Annotated in this window: 22 protein-coding genes; 12 read left to right on the plus strand and 10 right to left on the minus strand. The window is 73.9% G+C overall.

The genetic code is table 11. The annotated features are described in order from the left end of the window. A partial coding sequence (locus tag IE249_RS36795; protein ID WP_229857982.1) for an ATP-binding protein occupies positions 1-273 on the plus strand: 273 nt, incomplete at its 5' end. 85 nt (positions 274-358) lie between these two features. Here IE249_RS36795 and IE249_RS09825 read toward each other — a convergent pair. Then, positions 359-1,444: a serine/threonine-protein kinase gene (locus IE249_RS09825; protein ID WP_189704382.1), complete on the minus strand. Its 1,086-nt coding sequence runs from the start codon at positions 1,442-1,444 to the stop codon at positions 359-361. A gap of 509 nt (positions 1,445-1,953) precedes the next feature. Between IE249_RS09825 and IE249_RS09830 the strand changes: the two genes are divergently transcribed. Then, positions 1,954-3,381 (plus strand): amidase, encoded by a 1,428-nt coding sequence (locus tag IE249_RS09830; protein ID WP_189704383.1) that lies wholly within the window; start codon positions 1,954-1,956, stop codon positions 3,379-3,381. 68 nt (positions 3,382-3,449) lie between these two features. On the opposite strand, the gene IE249_RS09835 is transcribed toward IE249_RS09830, so the two are convergent. Both IE249_RS09835 and IE249_RS09840 read right to left on the minus strand, forming a co-directional pair. Next, positions 3,450-3,878, minus strand: coding sequence for a hypothetical protein (locus tag IE249_RS09835; RefSeq protein ID WP_189704384.1), 429 nt, complete (start codon positions 3,876-3,878; stop codon positions 3,450-3,452). Between the two features lie 44 nt (positions 3,879-3,922). Beyond that, positions 3,923-4,615: a helix-turn-helix transcriptional regulator gene (locus IE249_RS09840; protein ID WP_189704385.1), complete on the minus strand. Its 693-nt coding sequence runs from the start codon at positions 4,613-4,615 to the stop codon at positions 3,923-3,925. A 120-nt stretch (positions 4,616-4,735) separates the two neighbouring features. Here IE249_RS09840 and IE249_RS09845 point away from each other — a divergent pair, with 120 nt between their 5' ends. After that, complete coding sequence (locus IE249_RS09845) at positions 4,736-5,182, plus strand: type II toxin-antitoxin system PemK/MazF family toxin (RefSeq protein WP_189704386.1); 447 nt, start codon at positions 4,736-4,738, stop codon at positions 5,180-5,182. Positions 5,183-5,248: 66 nt separating this feature from the next. On the opposite strand, the gene IE249_RS09850 is transcribed toward IE249_RS09845, so the two are convergent. Then, positions 5,249-6,067: a TIGR02452 family protein gene (locus IE249_RS09850; protein ID WP_189704387.1), complete on the minus strand. Its 819-nt coding sequence runs from the start codon at positions 6,065-6,067 to the stop codon at positions 5,249-5,251. Positions 6,068-6,365: 298 nt separating this feature from the next. On the opposite strand from IE249_RS09850, the gene egtA reads away from it, so the two are divergent. The 4 genes from egtA to egtD are packed head-to-tail and all read left to right on the plus strand — an operon-like array spanning position 6,366 to position 10,847. Next, a complete protein-coding gene (gene egtA, locus IE249_RS09855; protein ID WP_189704388.1) occupies positions 6,366-7,703 on the plus strand; it encodes an ergothioneine biosynthesis glutamate--cysteine ligase EgtA in 1,338 nt (445 codons plus the stop codon). Then, entirely contained in the window at positions 7,700-9,085 is a 1,386-nt protein-coding gene (gene egtB / locus IE249_RS09860) for an ergothioneine biosynthesis protein EgtB (protein ID WP_189704389.1), read from the plus strand. Before egtA ends, egtB begins: the two co-directional genes overlap by 4 nt. Further along, positions 9,085-9,888 carry an ergothioneine biosynthesis protein EgtC gene (gene egtC / locus IE249_RS09865; protein ID WP_189704390.1) on the plus strand — a complete coding sequence of 268 codons (804 nt, stop codon included), beginning with the start codon at positions 9,085-9,087 and terminating at the stop codon, positions 9,886-9,888. Before egtB ends, egtC begins: the two co-directional genes overlap by 1 nt. Next, positions 9,885-10,847: an L-histidine N(alpha)-methyltransferase gene (gene egtD / locus IE249_RS09870; protein WP_189704391.1), complete on the plus strand. Its 963-nt coding sequence runs from the start codon at positions 9,885-9,887 to the stop codon at positions 10,845-10,847. The genes egtC and egtD overlap by 4 nt, the downstream gene beginning before the upstream one ends. 52 nt (positions 10,848-10,899) lie before the next feature. On the opposite strand, the gene IE249_RS09875 is transcribed toward egtD, so the two are convergent. After that, positions 10,900-12,159 carry an extracellular solute-binding protein gene (locus IE249_RS09875; RefSeq protein ID WP_189704392.1) on the minus strand — a complete coding sequence of 420 codons (1,260 nt, stop codon included), beginning with the start codon at positions 12,157-12,159 and terminating at the stop codon, positions 10,900-10,902. Between the two features lie 272 nt (positions 12,160-12,431). On the opposite strand from IE249_RS09875, the gene IE249_RS09880 reads away from it, so the two are divergent. From IE249_RS09880 to IE249_RS09895, 4 genes are all read left to right on the plus strand, one after another. Next, entirely contained in the window at positions 12,432-12,647 is a 216-nt protein-coding gene (locus IE249_RS09880; protein WP_189704560.1) for a dodecin, read from the plus strand. 222 nt (positions 12,648-12,869) lie between these two features. Then, positions 12,870-13,103, plus strand: coding sequence for a hypothetical protein (locus tag IE249_RS09885; protein ID WP_189704393.1), 234 nt, complete (start codon positions 12,870-12,872; stop codon positions 13,101-13,103). A gap of 43 nt (positions 13,104-13,146) precedes the next feature. Next, on the plus strand, positions 13,147-14,145 hold the full coding sequence (locus tag IE249_RS09890) for an LLM class flavin-dependent oxidoreductase (protein WP_189704394.1): 999 nt from the start codon (positions 13,147-13,149) through the stop codon (positions 14,143-14,145). Between the two features lie 34 nt (positions 14,146-14,179). Continuing rightward, positions 14,180-16,534: an ATP-binding cassette domain-containing protein gene (locus IE249_RS09895; RefSeq protein ID WP_189704395.1), complete on the plus strand. Its 2,355-nt coding sequence runs from the start codon at positions 14,180-14,182 to the stop codon at positions 16,532-16,534. On the opposite strand, the gene IE249_RS09900 is transcribed toward IE249_RS09895, so the two are convergent. The 5 genes from IE249_RS09900 to IE249_RS09920 form a co-directional block, all read right to left on the minus strand. Continuing rightward, the gene (locus tag IE249_RS09900; protein ID WP_189704396.1) at positions 16,511-17,386 is read right to left on the minus strand and encodes a lysophospholipid acyltransferase family protein; all 876 of its coding nucleotides are present in this window, start codon (positions 17,384-17,386) and stop codon (positions 16,511-16,513) included. The genes IE249_RS09895 and IE249_RS09900 overlap by 24 nt on opposite strands. Beyond that, a complete protein-coding gene (locus IE249_RS09905) occupies positions 17,383-18,177 on the minus strand; it encodes a GNAT family N-acetyltransferase (protein WP_189704397.1) in 795 nt (264 codons plus the stop codon). The genes IE249_RS09900 and IE249_RS09905 overlap by 4 nt, the downstream gene beginning before the upstream one ends. A gap of 228 nt (positions 18,178-18,405) precedes the next feature. After that, positions 18,406-19,155, minus strand: coding sequence for a succinate dehydrogenase/fumarate reductase iron-sulfur subunit (locus IE249_RS09910; protein ID WP_189704398.1), 750 nt, complete (start codon positions 19,153-19,155; stop codon positions 18,406-18,408). Then, a complete protein-coding gene (locus tag IE249_RS09915; RefSeq protein WP_189704399.1) occupies positions 19,152-21,101 on the minus strand; it encodes a fumarate reductase/succinate dehydrogenase flavoprotein subunit in 1,950 nt (649 codons plus the stop codon). Before IE249_RS09915 ends, IE249_RS09910 begins: the two co-directional genes overlap by 4 nt. Position 21,102: 1 nt before the next feature. Then, entirely contained in the window at positions 21,103-21,774 is a 672-nt protein-coding gene (locus IE249_RS09920) for a succinate dehydrogenase (RefSeq protein WP_189704561.1), read from the minus strand. Positions 21,775-21,894: 120 nt separating this feature from the next. On the opposite strand from IE249_RS09920, the gene IE249_RS36800 reads away from it, so the two are divergent. After that, the coding region (locus tag IE249_RS36800) for a LysR family transcriptional regulator (protein ID WP_229857983.1) at positions 21,895-22,418 on the plus strand (524 nt) is incomplete at its 3' end.

The following is a 22,418-nucleotide window of genomic DNA, read 5'->3' on the forward strand; positions in this document are numbered from 1 at the left end:
TTCGTCACCGAGCTGATGGTCAGCGAGCTGGTCACCAACGCGCTGCGCTACGGCCGGCCGCCCGTGCAGCTGCGGATGATCCACCAGGGCTCCACCCTGATCTGCGAGGTCTTCGACTCCAGCAGCACCACCCCGCACATGCGGCGGGCGCGGACCTTCGACGAGGGCGGCCGGGGACTGCTGCTCGTGGCGCAGCTGGCCCAGCGCTGGGGCACCCGGCACGACCGTATCGGCAAGACGGTCTGGGCGGAGCAGTCGCTGACGACGCCGTGAGGCGGAGGCCGTCGGCTCCCTCAGGCCCCACCCTCAGGCGCCTCTCTCAGGTCCCACCCTCAGGCGCCTCCCTCAGGCGCCTCCCTCAGGCCCCTTTCCTGAACACGGGCGCGGCCCAGGAAGGCGGTTCCGGGGGCCCGCCCGGACTCCCGGGCCGCTCGGCGCCCACGGCCGCCTCCCGCGCGCCCGGGGCGTCGGCCACCGCCGGCACGGCGGGCGCCCGGGCGTCGACCTGGGTGAGCGGCCTGGTGGTCCCGGGCCCTGAATCCTGCGCGGGCCTCGGCCGGACGCGGGTGGCGGCGCGCAGGGCCGAGACGAACTCCAGGCAGGAGTCGTAGCGGTCCTCGGGGACCTTCGCCAGCGCCTTGGCCATCACGGCGTCCGCGTCCGGCGCGATGTCCGGGCGCTTGGCGGTCAGGGCGGGCGGCTGGTCGTACTGGTGGGCCCACAGCAGGGCGATGTCCTCGTCGCGCTGGAAGGGCGGCGCGCCGGTGAGGGTCTCGTGGACGACGCAGGCGAGGCTGTAGAGGTCGCACCTGCCGTCGACCGGGCGGCCGGATATCTGCTCCGGCGCCACGTAGTCGAGCGTGCCGACGAACTCGCCGACGGTGGTGAACCCGGTCAGGGACAGCGACTTCTTCGTCAGCCCGAAGTCGGTGAGGTAGACGTGCTCGGGGTGGTCGCTGTCCACGCCCTTGGCGACCAGGACGTTGCCCGGTTTGACGTCCCGGTGCACCAGATTGTGCTCGTGGGCCGCGTCGAGGGCGGAGGCCAGCTGGGCGGCGATGCGCAGGGCGGCCGCCACCGGCAGCGGGCCGTCCCGGTCGAGCAGGGCGCGCAGGTCGAGACCGGAGACGTAGCGCATGGCGATGTAGAGCACGCCGTCCGTCTCGCCGGCCTCGAAGATGGGGACGATGTGCGGGTGCTCGATGGCGGCGGCCACGCGGGACTCGTGGGTGAAGCGGCGGCGGAAGGTGTCGTTGCGTGCGAGCCCGGGGGCGAGGAGTTTGAGGGCGACGGTGCGGTCGAGGCGCAGGTCCTTGGCGCAGTACACGACGGCCATGCCGCCACGGCCGAGCTCGCGCTCCACGCGGTAGCCCGCGATCTCCGTGCCGGTCAGGCCGGAGGGCCGGTTCGGATACCGGCTCACGTCGTCCGGCGACGGGTCCATGGGGCACCACCGTCACGTCACGCGTCCGGACCGGCCGGGTGGCCGGCCACTCTCCAATACCGCACATTCTAGTCGCCGACTCGTCGGTTGCCAGGCGTTGTTGGCGGGTGACACAGTGGGCGCCCCGGGGAAGGGCCCGCATGCCCGCGCGTACGCCCGCACCGCACACGGGCGGCCGGCGCGCACTCCTCAGCGGCGGGCGCCCACTCCTGCGCCCGGACGCGCCCGGACCGCAGGCTGCCGCACACCCTCATCGCGGCCCGCCTCCCGCTCCGGCCCCTCGCCCTCCCTCTCCCCCCACCCCCACTCGACACCCCACACCCGCCCGAAGGACTTCCCCCCATGCGCCCCACGGACATCCCCGTCTCCCGTCCCGCCGCCGACCCCTCCTGGACGAGCGGCCGCCCCGGCTCTTCCCGCTGCTGTCCGAACCTGATCCATCAGCCGTTCCCCTTCTGCGGCGCGGAGGTTACCGTTCGGTAGACAACGCGCTCCCGGAGGTGTTCCGCATGACGCTCGACCGTGCCGCAGGTCTGGCCGAGACCGCCCGCGCACTGGCCGAAGGGGAGGTGTCGTCCCGCTCCCTGGTCGAGGAGGCGCTGGCCCGGATCGAGGCCACGCAGGCGTCCCTGAACGCCTTCCGCATCGTCCGTGCCGAGGCCGCGCTCGCCGAGGCGGACGCGGCGGACCGCCGGCTGTCCGCCGGGGACCGGCCGCCGCTGCTCGGAGTGCCGGTGGCGGTCAAGGACGACATGGACGTGGCGGGCGAGCCGACCGCGTTCGGCTGCCGGGGCGCGTTCCCGGCGGTGGCCGAGGACGGCGAGGCGGTACGGCGGCTGCGCGCGGCCGGCGCGGTGATCATCGGCAAGACCAACACCTGCGAGCTGGGACAGTGGCCCTTCACCGAGGGTCCGGCGTTCGGCGAGACGCGCAATCCCTGGGACACCGGCCGGACGCCGGGCGGCTCCTCGGGCGGTTCGGCGGCCGCGGTCGCCGCCGGGCTCGTGCCGGCCGCGCTCGGCTCGGACGGCGCCGGCTCGGTGCGCATCCCGGCCGCCTGGACGCATCTGGTCGGAATCAAGCCACAGCGGGGACGCCTGTCGACCTGGCCGCGCGGCGAGTCCTTCCAGGGCATCACCGTCAACGGCACCCTCGCCCGCACGGTCGACGACGCGGCCCTGCTGCTGGACGCGGCCGCCGGGAACCACCCGGACGACCCCCACCAGCCACCGGCCCTCGACGTACGGGCCGCCGCCACCCGCGACCCGGGCCGGCTGCGCGTCGCGCTCTCCCTCAAGCCGCCCTTCACCGCCCTGCCCGTACGGCTCGACCCCGAGGTGCGGGCCCGTGTCGTCGAACTGGCCGGGAAGCTGGCCGGGTTGGGACACCACGTCGAGGAGGCCGACCCGCCCTACGGGCAGATCGGGCTGACGTTCGTGCCGCGTGCCACGGCCGGCATCGCGGAGTGGGTGAGCGACACGCCCGAGCCCGCGCTGCTCGACCCGCGCACCCACGGCGCCGCCCGGCTGGGCCGGCTGCTCGGCGGGGCGCCGCTGCGCGTGGCGCGGCGGGCGGAGGCGGTACTGCACCGGCGCATCGGCCGCTTCTTCGAGTCGTACGACGTGATCCTCGCGCCGACGACGGCCGCTCCCCCGCCCCGGATCGGCGCGATGGCCGGGCTCGGCGGCTGGGCCACCGACCGCGCGATGATCGCCGCCTGTCCCTACGCCTGGCCGTGGAACGTGCTGGGATGGCCCGGCGTGAACGTCCCCGCGGGATTCGTCGCCGGCGGTCTGCCCGTGGGCGCCCAGTTGCTCGGGCCGGCCCACAGCGAGCCGCTGCTGGTCTCGCTGGCCGCGCAACTGGAGGCGGACCTGCGCTGGCACGAGCGGTGGCCGCCGCCCCGGTCCGCCGTCGCGGACACCCCGGCGGCCTGACCCGGCACCGCGCGGCGAGGGGCGGGGAGCCGGACGGCTGTTCGGAGCGCCGGGAGCCGAACCGCCGTTCAGAAGGTCAGCAGGCTGATGCCCAGGGCTGTGAGGACGGCGACCTTGGCGATCTCCAGGGCCACGTAGACCAGGTGGCCGCGCGATCGGGGGCCCTCCTCGCCGGCCAGGACGCGGTCGGAGCGGCGGTTGAGCCGGGGGCGTACGAAGACGAGCTGGGCCAGGAGCAGGACGACGACGGCCGCGGTCAGGCCCACGGTCGCGGCCGGCGCCCCGCCCACGGCCACCGCGACGACGACCACGGCGGCCAGGACGGCCTCCACGAGGTTCAGCGCCCGGAAGACCATGCGGCCGATGCCGAGGCCGATCGGAATCGTCACGCCGGGGGCGCGGAACTTCAGCGGGGCCTCGAGGAAGGAGATCGCCAGCACCATTCCGAGCCAGACGAAGGTGACCGCGCTCGCCGTGGCGGCCGACGTGGTGTTCATCGATGTGTTGCCTTTCCGCCGCGCGGACCCGCGGCCAGTTCACGTCATCCGGCCTTCTCGGCCGTCCCGGCCGGATCGGCGCTCTCCGCCAGATGGGCCAGACAGAATTCCGGTCGGGCGAACGGCTCGAGGCCGGTCGCGGTCAGCGGGGCGCGCAGTTCGGCCAACGCGCCCTGCATCAGCCCCAGATGGACCGGGCAGACCAACTCGCCGTACTCCTCGGCCAGTTCCAGGAAGGGGCAGTGGCGCAGCCGGATCCGCGCCGGGGCCTTCGTGCCGTCGCCGCCCTCGGGTTCGGGGGCGAAGCCGAGGTCGTCGAGCAGGGCCACCAGCCGGTCCGCCGACTGCCCGGCCGTCGGCTCGCGGTACGGCGGCGGCGGACCGACCAGGAACCGCCCCCAGGCCCGGCCCGCCTCGGCCGCCTCCTCCCGCGCCCCGGGACCCCGGGACGCGAGCTGTCCGAGAAGTATCTGCGCCAGCAGCCGGTAACTGCGCGTCCCGCGGCGGTCCATGCCGGGCCGGGGGGCGTAGACGGTACGGGGACGGCCGGGGCCCGAGGGCTCCTCGACACGCCGCTCCACCAGCCCCTCGGCCACCAGGGCGTCGAGGTGGAACCGCACGGTGTTGGGGTGGACGCCGATCCGCCCGGCCGTCTCGGTGACGCCCAGCGGTTCGGCGGCGGCGCGCAGCACGGCCAGCACCTCGCGACGGCGAGGGCTCTCCTGTGTGGAGGCCACGTCGGCTCACCCCTTCCACCTGCGGCCATTTTTTACGAATGCTGACTGTAAGAATCGTAGCGCCCGTGGGATGCCGAGGGGGAGGCGGGGTGGGCGAGGGGCACGTTCTAAGGTGCGTGCGTGACTTCGTTCATCGATGAGGACGTTCCCGGCCGCTACGGCCCGACCGCGACCACCGAGGCCGACCCGCGCGAGGTGGGCCGTGTGCGCACCGAGTACTCGCCGGCCCACGACGGCGACCCCGACCCCGGTGAGATCGTCTGGACCTGGGTGCCCTTCGAGGAGAACGACGGGCGGGGCAAGGACCGCCCGGTGCTCGTGGTGGCCCGGGAGGCCGCCGGGACCCTCCTGGCCGTGCGGCTGTCCAGCAAGGCGCACGACGGCGACCGCGAGTGGGTGCCCATCGGGAACGGGCCGTGGGACCGGTCGGGGCGCGACTCCTGGGTGGACGTGGACCGCGTGCTGCGGCTGCACGAGGCGGGGATGCGGCGCGAGGCGTGCGCGCTGGACCGCATGCGGTTCAACTCCGTGGTGCACCGGCTGCGGGAGCGCTACGGCTGGAGCTGAGGCCTCGCGGCCCTGAGACCCCGGGGCCCTGAGGGTCGCCCTCGGCGCGCGCCGGCGCGCGGACGGTCAGGGCCGCCGGTCGGCGAACGCGCGCGCGAACGCCGCCCGGACCGCGCTCCCCGGAGTGCGGTCGAGCACCCCGAACACCACGTGTTCGAAGGCGTCCGCGAACCGTCCGCCGGGCCCGAGCAGGCCGAGGAACGCGGCCGCCACCTGCGCCGGTTCGTTGCGGAACACCCCGCAGCCCCAGGCGCCGAGCACCAGCCGCCGGTAGCCGTGCGCGGCGGCCGTCTCCAGGACGCGCTCCGCCCGCGCGGCCAGGGCGGCGGGCAGCTCGGCGGCGCGCTCGGGCGCGTCGCGCCGGACCACCCCGGCGTTGGGCGCCGCGGCGGTCAGGAAGCCCGCGCTGTACGGCTCGTCGAGGAGTGCGCCCCGGTCGTCGCGGAAGACGGGCACCGCGGGCGAGTGGACGACCCGGTCCGAGTAGAACGGGTCGCGGTGGGCGCGGTGATGCTCGTAGAACTCACGGGCGCCGAGCAGGCAGGTGTAGAGCGCGGAGGCGCGGCACAGGGCCTCCTCCTGGGCCTGCGCGCCGTTGAGGTAGCCGCCGCCCGGGTTGCGCGCCGAGGCGAAGTTCAGCACGGCGGTCCGGCCGCCGAGCCGGCGGGCCGCCTCCAGGCTGCTCTCGCCGGTGACCTCGACGAGCGTCCCGGCCGCGTCCCACCGGGGCACCGGCACCGGGCCGGGACCGTGCAGGCGCGTACCCGCCCGGGCGGCCTCCACGGCCGCCGCTATCGGCACCTCGCGCCCGTCTGAGGCGCGGTAGCCGCCCGCCATCACGATCTGCTCCGTCTGCTGCGCGATGCCGCGCAGGCGCGCGCTCATGGCGCCACCCCCGTGTGCGCCACGAGCGCGCGCCGCGCCTCGTCCCCCGTCGTGCTCATGCACGCATCGTGAGCGATGCGGAACCCGTCGTGCAACGGGATTTTCCGGGGCCGGGACCCCGCGAGCGGGCGGGGAAGCCCCGCCAGACGTCGCGGAAACGGAGGATCAGGGGCACGATTGTCACGATGTGCACCCTTGTGCGAATCGGTCCGAGGGTCTTGGGTGGGACGCGGTATGCCGTCGGCCCGGCCCACCACTGCGGACCGGTGGCATGGTGGAATCTCAGGAGGATCCCGACATGTCCGATTCGGCAAGTGGCTGTACGGAGCCCCGTACCGCCGTCACCGAAGCCGAGGTCGAGGCCCTGGTCAGTGGCATCTGCTTCAAGACCGGGCCGCCCCGCACCCTCGGCGTGGAAGTGGAATGGCTCGTCCACGAGCTGCGCGACCCGCGGCTCCCCGTCACACCCGAACGTCTCGAAGCGGCCTACGCCGCGTTGCGGACCGTGCCCCTGAGGTCGGCGCTCACCGTGGAGCCCGGCGGCCAGCTGGAGCTGAGCTCGCCGCCCGCCGCCTCCCTGATGGAGTGCATCGGCACCGTCTCCGCCGACCTCGACGCCGTCCGCGCCGTACTGGCCGGGGACGGGCTGTGTCTCGTCGGCCTCGGCCACGATCCCTGGCACCCGCCCCGCCGGTTCCTGCGCCAGAAGCGCTACGACGCGCTGGAGACCTGCCTGGACCGCGGCGGGCCGGCCGGCCGGCACATGATGTGCGCCTCGGCCTCCGTCCAGGTGTGCCTGGACGCCGGGCACGAGGAGCCCGGGCCGCTCGGCCACGGCCGCCGCTGGTGGCTCGCGCACCAGCTCGGCGCGGTCCTGGTGGCCGCGTTCGCCAACTCCCCGCTGGCCGCGGGCCGGCCCACCGGCTGGCTCTCCACCCGTCAGCTGATGTGGACGCGGATCGGTCCCGGCCGGGCGGGCGCTCCCCCGCTGAACGGCGATCCGCGCACCGCCTGGGCCCGGCACGCGCTGGACGCGCCGGTGATGTGCGTGCGGCGCGACGACGGGCCGTGGGACGTGCCCGAGGGGCTGTCCTTCCGGGAGTGGACCCGGACCCGGCTGCCGAGGCCGCCCACGAGGGCGGACCTCGACTACCACCTCACCACCCTGTTCCCGCCGGTCAGACCGCGCGGGCATCTGGAGCTGCGCATGATCGACGCGCAGCCCGGCGACGACGGCTGGATCGTGCCGGCGGCGGTGACGGCGGCGCTGTTCGACGACCCGGAGGCGGCGGAGACCGCGTACCGGGCGGTGAAGCCGCTCGCCGAGCGGGCCGGGCCGCGTCCCGCGCCCCACAATCCGCTGTGGACCGGGGCGGCCCGGACCGGACTCGCCGACCCCGAACTGCACGAGGCCGCCGTCACCTGCTTCGCGGCCGCCCTGGAGGCCCTGCCCCGGCTCGGGGCCACCGACGAGGTCGTGGCCGCCGTCGCGCACTACCGCGACCGCTACGTCCTCGAGGGCCGCTGTCCCGCCGACGACCTGCTCGACCGGCCGCGCGACCCGGACCCCTCCCCGTCCGGGTCCCGCGCGACCGGTGGGAGCCCCACAGCCCACGGGAAGGACATCCGCACATGACCGACCCCGCACACGGCCCCGCGCCCGGCGTGGCCACGGACCCCGAGACGCTGCGCGAGCGCGTGCTCAGCACGCTCACCACCGCCCGGGACCGCACCACGCTCCTGACCAGCTGCGTCGAGGAGCCCGACCTCACCGCCCAGCACTCGCCGCTGATGTCCCCGCTGGTCTGGGACCTCGCGCACATCGGCAACCAGGAGGAGCTGTGGCTGCTGCGGGCGGTCGGCGGCCGGGAGGCGATGCGCCCCGAGATCGACAGCCTCTACGACGCCTTCGAGCACCCGCGCGCCGAGCGGCCCTCGCTGCCGCTGCTGCCGCCCGACGAGGCCCGCAAGTACGCGGCGGAGGTGCGCGGCCGGGTGATCGACCTGCTGGAGTCGACCGCCTTCCACGGAGCGCACGGCACACGGCCGGCCCACGACGCGCACGGCACACGGCTGACCGAGGCGGGCTTCGCCTTCGGCATGATCGCCCAGCACGAACAGCAGCACGACGAGACGATGCTGATCACCCATCAGCTGCGGCGCGGCCCGCGGGCGCTCACCGCCCCGGATCCCGAGCCGGCGCCGCTGTTCACCGGCCCGCCCGAAGTCCTCGTCCCCGGCGGCCCGTTCACCATGGGCACCTCCACCGAACCGTGGGCGCTGGACAACGAACGGCCCGCGCACGTACGGGACGTCCCCGCGTTCTGGATCGACACCACCCCGGTGACCAACGGCGCCTACCTCGCGTTCGTCGAGGACGGCGGCTACGACGACCCGCGCTGGTGGGTCCCGGACGGCTGGACGCACATACGCGCGCACGGCATCACCGCGCCGCTGTTCTGGCACCGTGACGGCGGGCAGTGGCTGCGCCGCCGCTTCGGCGTCACCGAGGCCGTCCCGCCCGAGGAGCCGGTGCTGCACGTGAGCTGGTACGAGGCCGACGCCTACGCCCGCTGGGCCGGACGGCGGCTGCCCACCGAGGCCGAGTGGGAGAAGGCCGCCCGCCACGACCCGGCCCGCGACCGCTCGACGCGCTATCCGTGGGGCGACGCCGACCCCGGCCCCGAGCACGCCAACCTCGGCCAGCGGCATCTGCGCCCGGCCCCGGCCGGCAGCTACCCGGCGGGCGAGTCGCCGCTCGGCGTACGGCAGTTGATCGGTGACGTCTGGGAGTGGACCGCGAGCGACTTCCTGCCGTACCCGGGGTTCACCGCGTTCCCGTACAAGGAGTACTCGGAGGTGTTCTTCGGGCCCGAGTACAAGGTGCTGCGCGGCGGTTCGTTCGCCGTGGACCCGGTGGCCTGCCGGGGCACGTTCCGCAACTGGGACTACCCGGTCAGGCGGCAGATCTTCTCCGGCTTCCGCACCGCCCGCCCGGCCCGCGCGGAGGACGCCTGATGTGCCGTCACCTGGCCTACCTGGGGCCCGAGGAGCCGCTCGGCCGGCTGCTGGTGGAGCCCCCGCACGGCCTGTACCGCCAGTCGTGGGCGCCCAGGCGCCAGCGGTACGGCACGGTCAACGCGGACGGTTTCGGCGTCGGCTGGTACGCGCCCGGCGACCCGGTGCCGGCCCGCTACCGGCGGGCGGGGCCCATCTGGGCGGACCTGTCCTTCGCCGACCTGGCCCGCGTGGTGCGCTCCGGCGCGCTGCTGGCCGCGGTGCGGGACGCCACCCTGTCGGGCGCGGACGCCGAGGCCGCGGCGGCGCCGTTCGCCGCGGGCCGCTGGCTGTTCAGCCACAACGGCGCCGTGACCGGCTGGCCCGGCTCGCTGGCCGCGCTGTCGCGGACCCTGCCGCCGAAGGACCTGCTGTCGCTGGAGGCCCGCAACGACTCGGCGCTCGTATGGGCGCTGGTGCTGGCCCGGCTGCGGGCCGGCGACGAGGCCGGCCAGGCGCTCGGCGACACCGTGCCGGAGGTTGCCGCGGCCGCCCCCGGCTCCCGCCTCAACCTGCTGCTCACCGACGGCGAGACCATCACCGCCACCGCGTGGGGCGACACCCTGTGGTACCTGGCCGAGCCCGGCCGCCGCACGGTCGTGGCCTCCGAGCCCTACGACGACGATCCGCGGTGGCAACAGGCGCCCGACCGCACGCTGCTCGCGGCGAGCCGCACCGACGTCCTGCTCACCCCGCTCAAGGATCTGACCGAGGACCTGACCGAAAACCTGGCATCCGCACCATCCGAGGAGCCTTGTACGTGAGTCCCTTCCGCACCACCCGCACCCTGCCCGAGGACGCCATGGCGGCCGCCCTGCGCGCCGACGTCCAGCACGGCCTGACCGCCGACCCGAAGACGCTGCCGCCCAAGTGGTTCTACGACGCCCACGGCAGCGAGCTGTTCGAGCGGATCACCGAACTGCCCGAGTACTACCCGACACGCGCCGAGCGGGAGATCCTCGCCGCCCGCTCCGGCGAGATCGCCGCCGCCCTGCCCGCCCGCACCCTGGTCGAACTGGGCTCCGGCTCCTCGGAGAAGACCCGCTACCTGATCGACGCGCTGACCGGCCTGGACACCTATGTGCCCGTCGACGTCAGCGGCAGCGCGCTCACCCGGGCCGGGCAGGCCCTGGTCGCCGAGCGGCCGGGGCTGAACGTGCACGCGCTGATCGCCGACTTCACCGCCGGGCTGACCCTGCCCGACGCGCCCGGACCGCGGCTGCTCGCCTTCCTCGGCGGCACGATCGGCAACCTGCTGCCCGGTGAGCGCGCCGCCTTCCTGGAGCGGGTGCGCGGCCTGCTCTCGCCCGGCGACGCGCTGCTGCTCGGCACCGACCTGGTCAAGGACGAGGACGTCCTGGTCCGGGCGTACGACGACGCGGCCGGGGTGACGGCCGCGTTCAACAAGAACGTCCTCGCGGTCGTCAACCGTGAACTGGGCGCGGACTTCGAGCCGGACGCCTTCGACCACGTGGCGCTGTGGGACGCCGGCAACGAGTGGATCGAGATGCGGCTGCGCTCGCGCGTCGCGCAGACGGTGAAGGTGCCGGCCCTCGGCCTCGCCGTCGACTTCGCGGCGGGCGAGGAGCTGCGCACCGAGGTCTCGGCGAAGTTCCGCCAGGAGGGCGTCAGCCGTGAGCTGCGTGCGGCGGGGCTGGAGCCGGCGCGCTGGTGGACCGACGGCGAGGGCCGCTTCGCGCTGTCGCTGAGCATGGCGCGCTGACCGAGGCGGTGTTCGGGGCGCCGGGGGCCGGACGGTGCCCGGCGCCCCGGACTCACCCCACGTTCGGGGAGAGCTCCTGGGTGATCCGGCGCGAGGCGCGGCGCGCCTCGGTCGCCGGGTCGCCCCCGCCGAGCACCTTGGTCATGTACTGCTTGATCGGGTTGTCCGCCTCGACCGCCGCCCACTGCGGTGTGCTGGGGGTCGCCCGGCCGTGCGCGGCGCCCGCCGCCATGGCCGCGACCCCCTCCTCGCCCGAGACCGCGGCGGCGAGGGTGGTCTTGTTGGGGACGTAGTTCATGGTGCGGGCCAGTTCGGTGTCCCACTTGGCGCCGGTCAGCGCGGCGACCACGGCGACGGCACCGTCCCGGTCGTCGGTGTCGCGGGGCACTACGAGGTCGGAACCGCCGGTGAAGACGGTGCCCGGACGCGCGGCCGTCTTGCCCGGCACCGGGAAGAAGCCCAACTGGCCCTTCAGGGCGGGGTTCTTCTGCACGATGGCCTGGGCGAGGCCCGGCACGGCGACGATCTGGGCCACCTTGCCCGCGGCGAACACCCCGGCCTGCGGCGGGTGTTCCTCGTCGGCGCCGGCGGGTCCGCGGCCGAGCGCCTGGAGCCGCCGGTAGAAGTCCATGCCGCGCAGGGCAGCCGGGGTGTCGAGGGTGCCCTTCCAGATGTTGTCGGTCTGCTGGGCGAGGTCGCCGCCCTCGTCCCAGATGAAGCCGGAGAGCGTGTACCAGTCCTGCCCGGCCAGGTAGATGCCCTGGTCGCCGCCGGAGTCGAGCTTCTCGGTGTCGGCGAGCCACTGGGCGCGGGTGCGGGGCGGGGAGTCGATGCCCGCCTTCTCGAACAGGTCCTTGCGGTAGATGACCACCCGGTTGGCCGCGTACCAGGGGATGCCGTACTGCGCGGAGTTGTCCAGCCCCGGCTCGGCCAGGCCCGGAAGCCAGTCCTTCATGCCCCAGTCCCGCATGGACTCCAGGGTCAGGTTGGTGAGCCGGCCGCCCTCGACGTACTGCGCCACCTGGGTGTTGCCGACCTCGATGACGTCGGGGCACTCGCCGGAGCCGGCGCTCAGCGCCTTCTGCACCTTGGGGCCGATGCCGGTCCACTCCTGGATGCGGATGTCGAGGCGCAGGTCGCCGTGGGTGCGTTCGAAATCCTCGGTGAAGCGGTGCAGGTAGTCCTGCGAGGCGCTGTCCTTCATCAGCCATACGGTGACGGTGTGCCGGCCTCCCGAGCCGCCGGGCAGCACACCGCAGGCGCCGGCCAGGGAGGCGGACACGAGGACGAGGGCGACGAGGCTGCGTCTCACGTGGGGTCCTTTTCTGTCCGTGACAGGGCAAAGGGGCCCGACGTGGGGGGACGAGCGGGGCTCGTACCGGGTGGGCAGCAGTTTGGTATGGACCAATGCTTCGGTCAAGGGGCGTACCCCGCGCCGGCCGTACGTCTCGCGCTCCGCCACGCCATACGGCACGGTGGAGTGACGCGTGACACATCCGTCACTGACGGCCACGGACCGCGGCCATGATCACTGTCACTGTCACGCCGGACGCGGCCGCGGCCACGTACGCAGAGGAGCCCCGCATGACCGACCACACCTACCGGGTCACCGAGATCGTCGGCACCTCGCACGAGGGCGTCGACCAGGCCATCCGCAACGCCGTCGACCGCGCCTCACAGACCCTGCGGAACCTGGACTGGTTCGAGGTGACCCAGGTCAGGGGCCAGATCGAGAACGGGCGGATCGAGCACTACCAGGTGGGCCTGAAGGTCGGCTTCCGCATCGAGGACGCGGACTGACCCGCTACCCCGGGCAGGCCCCGGGCGCGGCGGCGAAGAAGGCGTCCCGGTCCCTGGGCCGGCGCTCCGGGAACCGCTGCCGGTGCGCGGTGTCGGCGAGGGTGTTGTCCAGGTCTGACACGGCAGGGGCCGCCTGCTGCGGTCCGTCACACCGCCCGGCGTGGACGAACCGCCGGGCGCCGTCCGGATGCGCGTGCGGGGGTCGCCCCCGATGATGGGTACATGTCCGGACCACTGCCCGTCATCGTGCACCCGCCCTCCCCGACGGGCGGCCGGCGCGTCCGTGTGAACGGCGAGATCCTGGGGCTGGCGTACAGCGTCACGGACGTCGCCGAGTTCCTGCGCCGCGCGGGCCTCGACGTCGACCCCGTGGAGGTCTCGGTCTCCCCGCTGATCGACTGGCGCGGCGGCGGCCCCGAGTACTGGGGCCCGGAGCCCGGCGGGACGCCGCCCTGACCGGCGCCGGGAATCCTGGACCCGGCCAGGCGTTGAAACACGTGTGAGCTCCCTGATCGCCGCCACCCGCTTCTCCGTCCTCGACCGCTCCCGCACCCGCGAGGGCCACCCGGACGCCGAGGCGCTGCGCGACACGGTGCGGCTGGCCCAGGAGGTGGAACGCCTCGGCTACCACCGCTTCTGGGTGTCGGAGCACCACGGCGTGCCCGGCGTCGCCGGGTCCGCGCCCACGGTCCTCGCCGCGGCCGTCGCCTCCGCGACCACCGCCATCCGGGTCGGCACGGGCGGGGTGATGCTGCCCAACCACCGGCCGCTGGTGGTGGCCGAGCAGTTCGGCGTCCTTGAGTCACTGTTCCCCGGCCGCATCGACATGGGCCTCGGCCGCTCGGTCGGCTTCACCGACGGCGTGCGCCGGGCACTGGGCCGCGACAAGGGGGACGCCGAGGACTTCGAGACCCAACTGACCGAACTGCTCGGCTGGTTCGAGGGCAGTTCACCGACGGGCGCGCACGCCCGTCCCGCCGAGGGTCTGCGTGTACCGCCGTTCGTCCTCGCGATGGGCGAGGGCGCCGCGATCGCCGCGCGCCTGGGCCTGCCCATGGTCATCGGCGACCTGCGCCACCGCGAGAAGATGCTCCAGGGCATCGACCGCTACCGCGCGGACTTCCGCCCCTCCCCCTGGGCCGCCGAGCCGTACGTCGTCGTCTCCGGCACCGTGGCGGTGGCCGCCACCGAGGCCGACGCGCGCCGCCTCCTCGTCCCGGAGGCCTGGTCGATGGCGCACGCCCGCACCCGCGGCACGTTCCCCCCGCTGCGCCCGGCCGAACGCGTCGAGTCCTCCCCCATGACCGCCAAGGAGCGCGGCTTCTACGAGTCCGGCCTCACCGGCCATCTCGCGGGCACCGAGGACGAGGTCGCCCACGACCTGGAGACCCTCCTGAAGGAGACGGCCGCCCAGGAAGTCCTGGTCACCACGAGCACGTACGACCGCGAGGCCCTGACGGACTCCCTGCGGCGGCTCGCGCGGATCTTCGCCCCCTAGGGCCTGTCCCGGACCGGCGAGGGACAATCTTTCCATGCACACCCCCCACGACCCCTACGTCCGTGTCCGCGGTGCCCGGGAGCACAACCTCAAAGGCGTCGACGTGGACATCCCGCGGGACGCGCTGGTGGTGTTCACCGGGGTGTCGGGGTCGGGCAAGTCCTCGCTGGCGTTCGGGACCGTCTACGCGGAGGCACAGCGCCGGTACTTCGAGTCGGTGGCGCCCTATGCGCGGCGGCTGATCCACCAGGTGGGGGCGCCGAAGGTCGGGGAGGTGAGCGGGCTGCCGCCGGCCGTGTCGCTGGAGCAGCGGCGGTCGGTGCCCTCGTCGCGCTCGTCGGTGGGGACGGTGACGAACCTGTCCAACTCGCTGCGGATGCTGTTCTCGCGGGCCGGGGACTATCCGCCGGGCGCCGAGCGGCTCGACTCGGACGCCTTCTCGCCCAACACGGCGGCCGGGGCGTGCCCCGAGTGCCACGGGCTCGGGCGGGTGCACCGGACGAGCGAGGAGTCGCTGGTGCCCGATCCCTCGCTGTCCATCCGCGAGGGGGCGATCGCCGCGTGGCCGGGGGCCTGGCAGGGCAAGAACCTGCGGGACATCCTCGACGCCCTCGGGTACGACGTCGACCGGCCCTGGCGCGAACTGCCCGCCGCGCAGCGGGAGTGGATCCTGTTCACCGACGAGCAGCCCGTGGTGACCGTGCACCCGGTGCGGGACGCCGATCGCATCCAACGGCCTTACCAGGGCACTTACATGAGCGCCCGGCGGTATGTGATGAAGACCTTCGCCGACTCCAGGAGCGCGACCCTGCGGGCCAGGGCGGAGCGGTTCCTCGTCGCGGAACCCTGCCCGGTGTGCGGGGGCGCCCGGCTGCGGCCCGAGGCCCTGGCCGTGACCTTCGCGGGGCGCACCATCGCCGAGCTGGCCGCGCTGCCGCTGACCGAGCTCGCCGGCCTCCTGCGGGGCACCTCCGAGGCCGCGCGCGTGCTCACCGAGGACCTCAAGTCCCGTATCGCGCCCGTCGTCGAGCTCGGACTCGGCTATCTCGCCCTCGACCGGGCCGCGCCCACCCTCTCGGCGGGCGAACTGCAACGGCTGCGGCTCGCCACGCAGTTGAGGTCCGGGCTCTTCGGGGTCGTCTACGTGCTCGACGAGCCCTCGGCCGGACTGCACCCGGCGGACACCGAGGCGCTGCTCACGGTGCTCCAGCGGCTCAAGGCCGCGGGCAACTCGGTGTTCGTCGTGGAGCACCACCTCGACGTCGTGCGCGGGGCCGACTGGGTGGTGGACGTGGGCCCGCTGGCCGGGGAGCACGGCGGGCGGGTGCTGCACAGCGGGCCCGTCGAGGGACTGGCGCGGGTCACCGAGTCGGCCACGGGCCGCTTCCTGTTCCGGGGGCCGGCTCTCTCGGAACGCCGTGACCGGCGGCCGCACGGGCAGCTGAAGGTCGGGCCGGTGACGCGGCACAACCTGCGCGGGGTGACGGCCGAGTTCCCGCTGGGCGCGTTCACCGCGGTCACGGGGGTGTCCGGGTCGGGCAAGTCCACGCTCATCGGCGAGATCACGGAGGAGACGGCCGGGGTCGGGCGGCTGGTCTCCGTGGACCAGAAGCCGATCGGGCGCACCCCGCGCTCCAACCTGGCCACCTACACCGGGCTGTTCGACGTCGTACGGAAGGTGTTCGCGGACACGGAGGAGGCGCGCGAACGCGGTTACGGGGTCGGGCGGTTCTCGTTCAACGTGGCCGGAGGGCGCTGCGAGACCTGTCAGGGCGAGGGCTTCGTCAGCGTCGAACTGCTGTTCCTGCCCAGCACGTACGCGCCCTGCCCGGACTGCGGCGGGGCCCGCTACAACCCGGAGACGCTCCAGGTCACGTACCGCGGGCGGAACATCGCGCAGGTGCTGGACCTGACGGTGGAGGACGCGGCCGGGTTCTTCGCCGGCACCCCTGCCGTCGCCCGCAGTCTGGCCACGCTTCTGGACGTGGGTCTCGGCTATCTCCGCCTCGGCCAGCCGGCGACCGAGCTGTCGGGCGGCGAGGCCCAGCGCATCAAGCTGGCGAGCGAGCTGCAGCGGGGCCGGCGGGGCCACACCCTCTACCTGCTCGACGAACCGACCACCGGGCTGCACCCCGCCGATGTCGAGGTGCTGATGCGGCAGTTGCACGGTCTCGTCGACGCCGGGCACACCGTGATCGTCGTCGAGCACGACATGTCCGTCGTGGCCGGCGCCGACTGGGTGGTCGACCTCGGGCCCGGCGGCGGCGACGACGGCGGCCGGATCGTGGCGGCGGGGCCGCCGGAGGCGGTGGCGCGGGCCGAGGGCAGCGCCACCGCTCCGTATCTGGCGCGGGTGGTCACACCGTCACGCCCTGAGCGCCGGGGGTAGGGGCGGGGGCGGCGCCGGCGTCGTTCCGGCGGCGTGACCGGCGCCGAACGCGGCGGTGCGTGGGTGGGGTCCGGGCGGGCGGCCCTGGGCCGCCGCGGTCAGTGTGCGGCGGTCCGGGTGGGTGCCCGGCGGGAGGGCCGGCCGTAGCTCCACCTCGGCCAGCAGGCCGCGGGCCGAGGCCACGCGCCACAGTGAGGCGAGCAGGGAGTCGTCCCCGACGAAGGCCGCCGCCGTGCTCGCCTCGCCCGCGCCTGGCCCGGCCCTGCGGTAGCGGATGCGGACCGGCTGGACGGGCACGCCCGCGTCCAGGGCCGCCTGGAACACCGCCCGGTGGAAGCGGCCGTGCCCCCGGCCGCACCAGGTGCTTCCCTCGGGGAAGGCGGCGACCGCGGCGCCGCCGCGCAGGGCGTCGGCGATGCGCGCGACCGTGCCGGGCAGGGCGCGCAGCCGGTCCCGCTCGATGAACAGCGCCCCGCGCGCCGCGAGCGGGCCCGCCAGCGGCCAGTCGCGTATCTCCGTCTTGGCCAGCATCCGCGCCGGGCGCACCGCGGCCAGCAGCGGAACGTCCAGCCAGGAGACGTGGTTGGCGACCAGCAGCAGACCCCCGGCGGGCGGGGCGGCGGGGCCCGTGAAGCGGGCGCGGACCCCGGCGGCCCGTACGAGCGCCCGGCACCAGCGGCGCACCAGGCCGGCCGGCAGGCGCCCGCCGAGCGGGGACAGGGCGACGCCGGCCAGCAGCAGCGCCGCGACCGCCGTGAGCCGCAGCACGGCGCGCGGTGCCTGGCCGGCGCGGGCCGTCGGTTCCACGCACGCCGCGGGAGTGCACGGCGCGGCGGGCAGCCAGGCGCTCACCGGGCCGGGACGAGGGAGAGGAAGTGGCGCAGATAGCGGGGGTCGACGCGGCGCATCGACAGCAGGACGTACAGGTCGGCCACCCCGAAGCCGGGGTCGTGGGCGGGCTCGCCGCAGACCCAGGCGCCGAGGCGGAGGTAGCCGCGCAGGAGCGCGGGCAGCTGGGCCCGGGCGGGCGGCGCGGGCTCCTCCGGCGGTGACCCCGCCGGCCGCGGGGTCCAGGGCAGCAGCGGGCGTACCCGGTACTCCTCGGGCGCGAGGTTCGCGGTCCGGACCCGCTCCCAGGTGGCGGCCGCCAGTGTCCCGCCGTCGGCCAGCGGGACCGAGCAGCAGCCGGCGAGCCACTCGTGGCCGCGGTCCGCCATGTAGCGGGCCAGGCCGGCCCAGATCAGGCCGATGACCGTGCCGTCCCGGTGGTCGGGGTGCACGCAGGAGCGGCCCACCTCCACCAGGGAGGGCCGGATCGCGTCGAGCCGTCCCAGGTCGAACTCGCCCTCGGAGTACAGGCGTCCGGCGATCGCGGCGCGCTCGGGCGGGAGGAGCCGGTAGGTGCCGACGACCTGCCCGGTGAGGGTGTCGCGGACGAGGAGGTGGTCGCAGCAGGAGTCGAAGGGGTCGATGTCGTGTCCCGGCCGCGGGGTGGACAGCAGGGCGCCCATCTCGCCGGCGAAGACCTCGTACCGCAGCCGCTGCGCGGCGCGTACGTCCGCCTCGTCGCGGGCGAGGGTGACGGTGTAGCGGGTGGGTGCGGCGGGCCGCTGGGGACGGGTGAGCGTGCTGGCGCCGGTCATGGCACTCTCCTGGTCACGGGCCGGATGGTGCGGCGAGGGGCGGGAGGACCGGCGTTCGGTCCTCCCGCCGCTGTTCTTCCGGTGTCCGCTGACCGGCGCGTGACCGGCGCCGGGAGGGCCGGTGTGCGCTTGCTGAATGCCAGGGGTGCTTGGCGGGACCAGGGGCTGAGCACCACGACCGGTCCCGCCCGTCCGCACCCTGCCGGCGAACGTTCTCCTCGGTGCCGGCTACCGCTTGCCGGCCTTGCGGGTGGCGCGCAGCCACTCCCGGTTCATGCTGGTGATCGACACCAGCGGGATGCCCTTCGGGCAGGCGGTGGCGCACTCGCCGGTCAGGGTGCAGCCGCCGAAGCCCTCCTCGTCCATCCGGGCCACCATGTCCAGCACCCGGGTCTCGCGCTCGGGCGCGCCCTGCGGGAGGACGTTGAGGTGGTTGACCTTGGCGGAGGTGAAGAGCATGGCCGCGCCGTTGGGGCAGGCGGCCACGCACGCGCCGCAGCCGATGCACTCGGCGTGCTCGAAGGCGAAGTCGGCGTCCGGCTTCGGTACGGGCGTGGCGTGGGCCTCGGGCGCGGAGCCGGTGGGGGCGGTGATGTAGCCGCCGGCCTGGATGATCCGGTCGAAGGCCGAGCGGTCGACGACCAGGTCCTTGACCACCGGGAAGGCCGCCGCGCGCCACGGCTCGACGTCGATGGTGTCGCCGTCCTTGAACGAGCGCATGTGCAGCTGGCAGGTGGTGGTGCGCTCGGGGCCGTGCGCGTCGCCGTTGATGACCAGGCTGCACGCGCCGCAGATGCCCTCGCGGCAGTCGTGGTCGAAGGCGACGGGGTCCTCCCCGGAGAGGATGAGCTGTTCGTTGAGGACGTCCAGCATCTCCAGGAAGGACATGTCGGGCGAGATGCCGTCCACCTCGTAGGTGGACATGGTGCCTTCGGCGCCGGCGTTCTTCTGCCGCCAGACGCGCAGGGTGAGCTTCATGCGTAGCTCCGCTGGGTGGGGTGGACGTACTCGAAGACCAGGTCTTCCTTGTGCAGGGTGGGAGCCTCGCCCGTCCCGGTGAACTCCCAGGCGGCCGCGTAGCCGAACTCCTCGTCCCTGCGGGCGGCTTCGCCGTCGGGGGTCTGGGACTCCTCGCGGAAGTGACCGCCGCAGGACTCGGAGCGGTGCAGGGCGTCGAGGCACATGAGCTCGGCGAGCTCGAGGTAGTCGACGATGCGGTTGGCCTTCTCCAGCGACTGGTTGAACTCCTCGCCGGTGCCGGGGACCTTGATGCGGCGCCAGAACTCCTCGCGGATCTGCGGGATGCGCTCGAGCGCCTTGCGCAGCCCGGTGTCGGTGCGGGCCATTCCGCAGAACTCCCACATGAGTTCGCCCAGTTCGCGGTGGAAGGAGTCGGGGGTGCGGTCGCCGTCGACGGCGAGGAGCAGGTTCAGCCGGTCCCCGGTCTCGGCGAGCACCTCCTGGACGACCGGGTGGTCCGCGGTGACCTCGTCCTTGTGGGGGTTGCGGGCCAGGTAGTCGTTGATGGTTGCCGGGAGGACGAAGTAGCCGTCGGCGAGGCCCTGCATCAGCGCGGACGCGCCGAGGCGGTTGGCGCCGTGGTCGGAGAAGTTGGCCTCGCCGACCGCGAACAGGCCCGGGATGGTGGTCTGGAGGTCGTAGTCGACCCACAGGCCGCCCATCGTGTAGTGCACGGCGGGGTAGATCCGCATGGGGACCTCGTAGGGATTCTCCGCGGTGATCCGCTCGTACATGTCGAAGAGGTTGCCGTACTTCTCCTCGACCTTCTTGCGGCCCATCCGCTGGATGGCGTCGGCGAAGTCGAGGTAGACGCCCTGGCCGCCGGGGCCCACTCCCCTGCCCTCGTCGCAGACGTTCTTCGCGGCGCGGGAGGCGATGTCGCGGGGCACGAGGTTGCCGAAGGAGGGGTAGATGCGCTCGAGGTAGTAGTCGCGCTCGTCCTCGGGGATCTCGTTCGGCGGGCGGGTGTCGCCCTTGGCCCTGGGCACCCAGATGCGGCCGTCGTTGCGCAGCGACTCGCTCATCAGGGTGAGCTTGGACTGGTGGTCGCCGGTGCGCGGGATGCAGGTGGGGTGGATCTGTGTGAAGCAGGGGTTGGCGAAGTAGGCGCCGCGCCGGTGCGCCCGCCAGACGGCGGTGGCGTTGGAGTTCATGGCGTTGGTGGACAGGTAGAAGACGTTGCCGTAGCCGCCGGTGGCCAGTACGACGGCGTCGGCGAAGTAGGTGTCGATCTTCCCGGTGATCAGGTCGCGGGCGACGATGCCGCGGGCCCGGCCGTCGACGACGACCAGGTCGAGCATCTCGGTGCGCGGGTGCATCTCGATGTTTCCGGCCGCGATCTGGCGGGACAGTGCCTGGTAGGCGCCGAGGAGGAGCTGCTGGCCCGTCTGGCCGCGGGCGTAGAAGGTGCGGGAGACCTGGACGCCGCCGAAGGAGCGGGTGTCGAGCAGGCCGCCGTACTCGCGGGCGAAGGGCACGCCCTGGGCGACACACTGGTCGATGATCTCCACGGAGATCTGCGCGAGGCGGTGGACGTTGGACTCGCGGGAGCGGAAGTCGCCGCCCTTGACGGTGTCGTAGAAGAGGCGGTGTACGGAGTCGCCGTCGTTGCGGTAGTTCTTGGCCGCGTTGATGCCTCCTTGCGCGGCGATGGAGTGGGCACGGCGCGGGGAGTCCTGGTAGCAGAACTGGACGACCCGGTAGCCCTGTTCGGCGAGGGTGGCGCCCGCGGAGCCGCCCGCGAGGCCGGTGCCGACGACGATGACCGTCTGCTTGCGCCGGTTGGCGGGGTTGACCAGCTTGGCCTCGAAACGGCGCTTGTCCCAGCGCTCGTTGATCGGGCCGGCGGGGGCCTTGGTGTCGGCGATCGGCTCGCCGGTGGTGTAGTCGGCGTAAGCGGTCATGTCAGCTCACCACTCCGGTCATCACGCCCACGGGTACGGCGACGAAGCCGGCCGTGAGCAGCAGTGCGAGGACGTTGGCGACGGTCTTCAGGGCGCGGTCGCGCCTGCGGCTGCCGGCACCGAGGGTCTGGGCGGCGCTCCAGAAGCCGTGCCGGATGTGCAGGCCGAGCGCGAGCATGGCGACGATGTAGATCACGTCGCCGTACCAGGTGGAGAAGGTGTCCACGACGTTCTGGTACGGGTGGCCCTCCTGGAAGCCGCCGGAGTGCACGGTGCCGGTGGTCAGGTCCAGGATGTGCCAGACGATGAAGAGGCCGAGAATGACGCCGCCCCAGCGCATGGTGCGGGTGGCGTAGCTCGCGCGGGGCCGGGCGTGCACGTACCTGGTCGGACGCGCCTTGATGTCGCGGCGGCTGAGCTGGAAGGCGGAGACGGCGTGGGCGGCCACCGCCACCACGAGGACGACCCGGATCAGCCAGAGCGTCCACTCGTAGTGCATGAACGGTTCGCCCACGGTGCGCAGCCAGTGCGCGTAGTGGTTGAACTCGCCGGCCCCGAAGTAGATCTTCAGGTTTCCGATCATGTGGGCGACCAGGTACAGCAGCATGATGAGGCCGCTGACCGCCATCACGGTCTTCTTGCCGACGGTCGAGTCCCACACGGTGCGCGCCATGGACGGCCGTCGGTCCGTCCGCGTTGCCAGTGCCATGGGAATGAACGCTAGGGCCGAACGTCCTCATCGGTCCAAGACATGGTCCGGCTGGATTCAATAGGGAGGGGCTATGCTGGTCGGGTGCAGTTCCAGCAGCTCCAGTACTTCGTGGCGGTGGCCGAGACGCGGCACTTCACCCGGGCCGCGGACATGGTCCATGTCGCCCAGCCGTCGCTGTCGCAGCAGATCAAGGCGCTGGAGCGGGAACTGGGCGCGGATCTGTTCCTGCGGGCCCGGGGCAACATCACGCTCACCGCCGCGGGCGAGGCGCTGCTGCCGCTGGCCCGGCGCATCCTCGCCGACGCGGACACCGCTCGGCACGAGGTGCAGGAGCTGGTGCAGCTGCGGCGGGGCCGGGTGCGGCTGGGCGCCACGCCGAGCGTGTGCACCGGCCTGCTGCCCGACGTGCTGCGTGCCTTCCACGACCGCTATCCGGGCATCCGGCTGCTGATCGAGGAGGGCGGCTCCCACGATCTCGTACGGGAGCTGGCCCGCGGCGCCCTCGACCTGGCCCTGGTCGTACTCCCGCTGCCCAGCCCCTCGCCCGCCCTGACCACCGTCGAGCTGCTGCGCGAGGACCTGGTGGTGGTCTCCTCGCCGGAGGC

This window comes from Streptomyces anandii JCM 4720 (assembly GCF_014650655.1).
GTDB lineage: Bacteria > Actinomycetota > Actinomycetes > Streptomycetales > Streptomycetaceae > Streptomyces > Streptomyces anandii.

Coding starts and splice junctions, on each gene's coding strand:
- IE249_RS09895 (WP_189704395.1), top strand. CDS start 14,180: ATGCACACCCCCCACGACCCCTACGTCCGTGTCCGCGGTGCCCGGGAG.
- IE249_RS09835 (WP_189704384.1), bottom strand. CDS start 3,878: ATGAACACCACGTCGGCCGCCACGGCGAGCGCGGTCACCTTCGTCTGG.
- IE249_RS09910 (WP_189704398.1), bottom strand. CDS start 19,155: ATGAAGCTCACCCTGCGCGTCTGGCGGCAGAAGAACGCCGGCGCCGAA.
- egtC (WP_189704390.1), top strand. CDS start 9,085: ATGTGCCGTCACCTGGCCTACCTGGGGCCCGAGGAGCCGCTCGGCCGG.
- IE249_RS09880 (WP_189704560.1), top strand. CDS start 12,432: ATGACCGACCACACCTACCGGGTCACCGAGATCGTCGGCACCTCGCAC.
- IE249_RS09830 (WP_189704383.1), top strand. CDS start 1,954: ATGACGCTCGACCGTGCCGCAGGTCTGGCCGAGACCGCCCGCGCACTG.
- IE249_RS09905 (WP_189704397.1), bottom strand. CDS start 18,177: ATGACCGGCGCCAGCACGCTCACCCGTCCCCAGCGGCCCGCCGCACCC.
- IE249_RS09920 (WP_189704561.1), bottom strand. CDS start 21,774: ATGGCGCGCACCGTGTGGGACTCGACCGTCGGCAAGAAGACCGTGATG.
- egtB (WP_189704389.1), top strand. CDS start 7,700: ATGACCGACCCCGCACACGGCCCCGCGCCCGGCGTGGCCACGGACCCC.
- IE249_RS09850 (WP_189704387.1), bottom strand. CDS start 6,067: ATGAGCGCGCGCCTGCGCGGCATCGCGCAGCAGACGGAGCAGATCGTG.
- IE249_RS09885 (WP_189704393.1), top strand. CDS start 12,870: ATGTCCGGACCACTGCCCGTCATCGTGCACCCGCCCTCCCCGACGGGC.
- egtA (WP_189704388.1), top strand. CDS start 6,366: ATGTCCGATTCGGCAAGTGGCTGTACGGAGCCCCGTACCGCCGTCACC.
- IE249_RS09825 (WP_189704382.1), bottom strand. CDS start 1,444: ATGGACCCGTCGCCGGACGACGTGAGCCGGTATCCGAACCGGCCCTCC.
- IE249_RS09915 (WP_189704399.1), bottom strand. CDS start 21,101: ATGACCGCTTACGCCGACTACACCACCGGCGAGCCGATCGCCGACACC.